The organism is Congregibacter sp., assembly GCF_965662665.1.
In the GTDB taxonomy this organism is placed as follows: Bacteria; Pseudomonadota; Gammaproteobacteria; order Pseudomonadales; family Halieaceae; genus Congregibacter.
Genome location: NZ_CBFIIF010000020.1, coordinates 45,138 through 51,137, shown reverse-complemented (window position 1 = coordinate 51,137; position 6,000 = coordinate 45,138). Strand labels below are relative to the sequence as shown.

Sequence of the window (6,000 nt, the reverse complement as noted above, 5' to 3'; positions counted from 1 at the left end):
AATCCCGATAAAGGTCGAAGGGCGATAGCCCCACATGGAATTCAAGGCCGCTGGCATTACATCTCTCTGCTACTGATGCCAGATATTCACGGTCCGATTTGGGCCAAGAGCGCTGCCACGCCTTGCGAAGATAAGCGTCGGCTTTTGGCGCGTAGAGGTACGCTTCTACGCCAATCGCTGGCAGCCACTTAACCATTAGCAAACGTGAAGCTTGCGTCCAAGACCTACCGTAAAAGCCCTCTAGGACGCCCAAAAGTGGTTTATCAGCCTTCAAAACGTTGTTTTTGCTTCCTGTGGTTATGAAAAATCTGTATCCATATTCGCAAAAGAACTAGGTTTTACGCAACAAACTATGGAATATCCCCAAATAATCGCTTTACTATAGAGGTGACCCCATTTCCTCGCAGGAATGTTGTCACCGGAACAAACCCAATGTTCCGTTTTGAAGGATTTAGTTCCTTTATGTTTCACTCCTAATGGTCTTATTGGGCTCCTTTCGGAGCCCATTTTTTTGCCTGAAATTCATGAAAACAACTATTTTTCAGAGACTTAAAGTATATATCTAGAATGACTGTCATAAATAGTTAGGGCGACGGGATCGTGACTGACTTCAATGGGGGACTCTTAGCGGCGGGCCCTGTTGTCGTTCTGCTGTAGTTAGCTTGGCGCCAGTTTAGCGCCAGTACAGCCCCTGCCAGGTATCGATCGACCATTAAACGGATTTGATGCTGAGCACAGCGCGCGTAGCAGTTGACGCAGCAGCTTGTCTCGCGTTGACACTTACATCGTGTGTGTAGGGCGATCTGAGGTCAGCATTCCTGCAAGATGTTCTTCAATTTTGGCGTTTGCCGCTGCATCCTGCTCGGAGAATTGCACACCAATACCTGAGGTTCGGTTGCCCTGAGCACCGCGAGGCGTCACCCAAACTACTTTGCCCGCGATGGGGATCTTTTCGGCCACCTCCATGAGTGTCAGCAGCATGAAAACTTCATCGCCAATTTCGTAGCTCTTATTCGTAGGCACAAAGAGCCCGCCATTTTTGATAAACGGCATATACGCTGAATAGAGAACCGCCTTGTCCTTTATGGTCAGAGACAGAATTCCCTGGTGACCTGACGACTGTTCATTCATGATGATCGGGGCGTATCCTAGGCAGTCTTGAGTGTAGCATTGCGTTTACCTCTCCCATAGCCCATTGAGAGCGGACACCGCACTGAATCGCAAAAGATCGACATTAGGATTGCTGCCGCTTCGCCTGGCAGCACGCAGTCGATTAATGTCATCGAGTGCCATGAATCCTCGCCGAGCTGCATTTGAGCGAAGTTTGCCCGCAGGAAGCCCTACGAGCCAGCTTTGCAACACACTCTCAATGACATCCAGTGCACTGCCGGGTTCAACATTGGCTACCGCCTGCTCGAAGGCGAGCGATTTTTGTTCCTGGCGCAACATTTCCCGCGCGCTGCGGTGTAAACCAATAAGTGCATCGCGCTCTTCTCCGTGCAACTTATCCAGAGCTTCGAGGGGCCGGGTGTTACAAAGCCCCAGCATTTCCTCTGCGCTATCCGGACTGACGTCACTCTCACCCAGCGATGCCATCAACCAGTCTCGCGCAATAGTTAAGGTTGGTGAAGGCAGCTGCCAACGCTGACAGCGCGAGCGGATCGTTGCTGGCAAGGGGTAGCCACTTGCAGTAACCAGCACTATGAACGTATCCGACGCGGGCTCTTCCAGACATTTCAAAAACGCGTTGAACGCCGCCACGGTTAATGATTCCGCAGGCGAAATAAGGATCACTTTGTGCTGCCCAAGCGTTGGCGTACCCGCCGCAAAGCGAGTGACTTCCCGAATAGCATCAATACCTATGGCTTTACCCGCTTCCAGGGGCAACACACTAATAAAGTCAGGGTGGGCGGCAGAAGCACTCAAAACGCAGGTTTTGCAATGGCCGCAGTTCCCCTCATCGTCACGCTCACTGCAGAGTAAAAACCGCGCCACGGCCAGTGCCAACATATTTCGCCCTGTGCCGGGCTGCCCTTCCAAGAGCATGGCATGAGGTAATCGCTGCTTGCTGAACAGCCTTAACAGACTGGACCACTCGGCGCCGTGCCAGGGGACACAGCGGGACTGTGGCGGAGGTGTTTCCAGCGTGGGCGGCAATGCCATTAGACCTGCACCAGCGGAGGGCAGGCAATCAAATCCTTCACAACCGCTTCCAAGGCGGACTCTACTTCGCTTAGCTCGGCGGCGGCATCGATGATTTGGTATCGGCCGCTGCTCCGCCTGGCTCGGGACAAATAGGACTGTCGTACGCGCTCAAAAAACGCCTGGTCCTCTAGCTCAAAGCGGTCCAGCGCTCCCCTGCCCCGCGCCCGCGACAAACCCACCTCTGCAGGAACATCCAGCAATAGAATCAGATCGGGCCTAAGTTCACCTTGCACCAGGTCTTCCAATACGCCCACGGGGGCCTCTCCGATGTTTCGACCAGCGCCCTGATACGCGTAGGTGGCATCGGTAAAGCGATCACATAAAACCCACTGCCCTCTATTGAGCGCGGGGATGATGCACTCGGACAGATGCTGGGCGCGGGCGGCAAACATCATGAGTAGTTCGGCTAGCGGATCAATAGCGATTTCCGACGGCGCAAGGAGCGTTTCCCGTAGTTGCTCGCCCAACCGGGTTCCCCCGGGCTCGCGCGTGCAGACGATATCAACTCCCGCCTCACGCAATCGCTCTTCGACAAAGGACATGGCCGTGCTTTTACCCGCACCTTCGCCACCCTCAAGCGTGATAAATAAACCTTGCTGCGCCACTACTGCTTGTTCTCCGGTGTTGATCGATAATCGGCGCGTCGAGACAACTGATAGCGACGCACTGCGGCTTCATGCTCATCTAAAGTAGCGCTGAATTGATGACTCCCATCGCCTCGCGCTACAAAATACAGGGCGTCACCATCTTCGGGGTTTACCGCGGCCATGAGTGCAGCTCGCCCCGGCAAGGCGATGGGCCCCGGAGGCAGACCATGATGTCGGTAACTATTGTAAACATTAGTTTCATCACGCAGATGTGAGCGCCGCAGATTACCCTGAAACGCGTCCCCAAGTCCGTAGATTACCGTGGGGTCTGTTTGCAAGCGCATACCCATTTGCAGTCTGCGTACAAAAACGCCTCCTATAGCCGGCCGCTCCTGGGCGAGACCCGTTTCTTTTTCTATGATCGAGGCCATAACCAGTGCCTCGTAGACATTGCTGTAGGGAAGCCCTGACTGACGCTGCCCCCAGATTTCTTCCAGCGCCTCCTTCATCATGCGGTGCGCCTCTGTGAGCAAATCCAGATCGCTGTCGCCGCGCTCGTATTGATAAGTCTCGGGCAAAAAATAGCCCTCGGCGTTCGTTGCGGGCGCGACTAACTCCAGCAAGCGGGGATCATCAGCATCTGACAGCAGCGACGTAACCCCTTCACTGGACTGAATCAGCTGTAGTGCTTCGTTGAGCGTGATGCCTTCGGGTATCGTTACGAGGTAGCGTACGGTTTTTCCGCTTTGCAACAGCGAGAGTAAGGTTTTGGGAGTCGTTTGGGGCTGTAAGCGATACTCGCCCAATCGAATTCGGCTATCAGCCCCCAACAGACGCCCGGCTAGATTAAACAGGCGCTCCTGTTTGAGCACTCCCGCTGTGGCAAGGCGCCGTGACAATCGACTCAGGCTGTCCCCTGCCTCTACCTGCACGATGAGACCCTCTTCCGGTATCACCAACGGGCTTTGCCACCACTCGCGAATGACCAGCGCGACGCCGATGGAGACCAATAAGGCTGCAGCGGCAGCAATCCCTAGAGTGCGCAGCATTGCCGAGCCTCATCAAAATACGCAGTTTGTAACTGGCTGACTATCGCGCTGGGCTCAAAGAGACGATTTCCCCAGCGGGAGACACCGCGAATGCCGATAACGCTATTGCAAAGAAACACCGCGTCCGAATTACTCAGCTCAGCTTCAGTAACAGGCGTTTCTGTTACCCGCAGACCAAGCTTCACAGAGAGGCTCTCGACAACAAGTCGGCGACGCGTGCCTGATACGCCACTTTGATCGCAGGGTGAAGTTAGCAAGTGGTCGCCCTGCAAAAAAAACACATTGGCATTGCTGGAACACTGATAGGAACCGTCACCTCTTGTCAGCACAACATCATCCACGCCCCGCTCATCTGCTTCCGCGGCGGCCATCACTTGCTCCAGACGATTGCAATGCTTTAGACCCGCGAGCAGCGGTTGATCCCCCATGATAATTGATGAGGTCGCCACCTCTGCAGCCGGCAGCGCTTCGAACGGTTCCCTGCCAAGGGGCGAGTGCGCAGCAGTCACCCTGGCTGCGACTCCTTTTGAGGGCGCATAACCTCGCTTGCCGTCCCCGCGGCTCACTGTGACACGCAAGATCCCTGCTGTGATTTGATAGTGATGCTGCACGCCGGTGATGGCATCGCGAACCTCCGCCATATCTACAGGTATGCGCAAGCGGTCTACTCCCAAACGGAGTCGCTCAAGATGCAGATGAGGCCAAAGGGGAATTCCATTGGCGATAAGCAGCGTTTCGAATACGCCATCGCCGTAGAGAAACGAGCGATCAGTTGCCGGCACCAGCAAGGCGCTGTTCTTCGCCGCCGCTGCCTCCAAGCTAAGGCCTACACGCGGCCAAAGATTAGCGAGCCATTGGTACCACCAAAACCAAAGGAATTGGACAGGCTGTGCGTGATAGTCATCTCTCTTGCTGTGTGTGGCACGTAATCCAGTATGCAGCCCTCACCTGGTGTATCCAGATTGATTGTCGGCGGCGCCACTTGATCGCGAAGGGCCAGTACTGCAAAGACCGCTTCTACCGCGCCTGCCGCACCCAACAGGTGTCCAATCATGGATTTAGTCGAGCTCACGGCAACCTTAGACGCTGCAGAACCGAACACTGTCTCCACTGCCCGGCTCTCGGCTACGTCGCCAGCAAGCGTAGAGGTCCCATGAGCATTGACGTACTCGATCACAGCAGGGTCAAGCTGCGCGTCAACTAAGGCATTGCGCATAGCATCAGCAGCACCACGGCCGTCTTCGGGCGGCAGTGTCATGTGATAAGCGTCTCCACTCATGCCAAAGCCATTGACCTCGGCGAAAATCTGAGCGCCCCGCGCTTTCGCACTCTCGTACTCCTCGAGGAACATCATGCCGGCGCCATCCCCCAGCACAAAACCGTCGCGATCAGCGTCCCAGGGGCGCGAGGCTGCTTCGGGGTCATCGTTGCGGGTAGACAAAGCACGCGCGGCGGCAAAACCACCAAGACCTACTTTAGTTGTTGCCATCTCGGCACCGCCCGCCAGCATCGCGTCGGCATCACCCTGCGCAATCATCCGCGCTGCGAGCCCTATGTTGTGTGTGCCACTGGTACACGCCGTAACAATAGCGATGTTGGGACCACGCATGCCGTAACGCACAGACAGGTTACCGGCGATCATATTGATGATAGAGCCCGGTACGAAAAACGGGGAAATGCGCCTCGGACCTGTGCTATTTACGATTTCTGAATTCTTCTCGATTTGACCAATGCCACCGATGCCCGAGCCAATGGCACAACCCACGCGCCCCGCATTTTCTTCGGTGACAGTAAAGCCAGCATGCTCTACGGCTTGTATCCCCGCAGCCATACCGTACTGAACAAAAGTATCCATTTTTCGGGCGTCTTTTGCCGGAAGGTACGCCTCTATATCAAAGTTTCGAACGCTGGAGCTAAATCGCGTGCTGTAAGCGTCAACATCAAAAGCTTCGATAGGTGCCGCGCCGCTGCGCCCCGCGAGAATCGATGCCCAGCTTGACTCCACGTCGTGTCCCACGGGAGTCACCAACCCCATTCCCGTTACAACTACGCGTCTTCCCTTCACAATTGCTCTCCCTTCGCTACCGAATCACTGTCAACTTACAGGCCACACACAAACAGAAAAGCCGTGATACCTGGCGGTAGTCACGGCTCTTCGC

General features: G+C 55.2%; 7 protein-coding genes. All 7 read right to left on the bottom strand.

Going from position 1 to position 6,000, the window contains the following annotated elements; genetic code table 11:
* A partial coding sequence (locus ACTG39_RS09700) for a beta-N-acetylglucosaminidase domain-containing protein (protein WP_439107347.1) occupies positions 1–196 on the bottom strand: 196 nt, incomplete at its 3' end.
* A 584-nt stretch (positions 197–780) separates the two neighbouring features.
* Positions 781–1,131 carry a PilZ domain-containing protein gene (locus ACTG39_RS09695; protein WP_439107346.1) on the bottom strand — a complete coding sequence of 117 codons (351 nt, stop codon included), beginning with the start codon at positions 1,129–1,131 and terminating at the stop codon, positions 781–783.
* Positions 1,132–1,176: 45 nt separating this feature from the next.
* Positions 1,177–2,163: a DNA polymerase III subunit delta' gene (locus ACTG39_RS09690; RefSeq protein WP_439107345.1), complete on the bottom strand. Its 987-nt coding sequence runs from the start codon at positions 2,161–2,163 to the stop codon at positions 1,177–1,179.
* The gene (gene tmk / locus ACTG39_RS09685; protein ID WP_439107344.1) at positions 2,163–2,810 is read right to left on the bottom strand and encodes a dTMP kinase; all 648 of its coding nucleotides are present in this window, start codon (positions 2,808–2,810) and stop codon (positions 2,163–2,165) included. Before tmk ends, ACTG39_RS09690 begins: the two co-directional genes overlap by 1 nt.
* Complete coding sequence (gene mltG, locus ACTG39_RS09680) at positions 2,810–3,841, bottom strand: endolytic transglycosylase MltG (protein ID WP_439107343.1); 1,032 nt, start codon at positions 3,839–3,841, stop codon at positions 2,810–2,812. The genes tmk and mltG overlap by 1 nt, the downstream gene beginning before the upstream one ends.
* Positions 3,826–4,659: an aminodeoxychorismate lyase gene (gene pabC, locus ACTG39_RS09675; RefSeq protein ID WP_439107342.1), complete on the bottom strand. Its 834-nt coding sequence runs from the start codon at positions 4,657–4,659 to the stop codon at positions 3,826–3,828. Before pabC ends, mltG begins: the two co-directional genes overlap by 16 nt.
* A gap of 8 nt (positions 4,660–4,667) precedes the next feature.
* Complete coding sequence (fabF, locus tag ACTG39_RS09670; protein ID WP_439107341.1) at positions 4,668–5,906, bottom strand: beta-ketoacyl-ACP synthase II; 1,239 nt, start codon at positions 5,904–5,906, stop codon at positions 4,668–4,670.
* Between the last annotated feature and the right edge of the window lie 94 nt (positions 5,907–6,000).

What these genes read in the sequence shown, in the direction of transcription:
- mltG (WP_439107343.1), bottom strand. Translation starts at nt 3,841, where the DNA reads ATGCTGCGCACTCTAGGGATTGCTGCCGCTGCAGCCTTATTGGTCTCC.
- ACTG39_RS09690 (WP_439107345.1), bottom strand. Translation starts at nt 2,163, where the DNA reads ATGGCATTGCCGCCCACGCTGGAAACACCTCCGCCACAGTCCCGCTGT.
- ACTG39_RS09695 (WP_439107346.1), bottom strand. Translation starts at nt 1,131, where the DNA reads ATGAATGAACAGTCGTCAGGTCACCAGGGAATTCTGTCTCTGACCATA.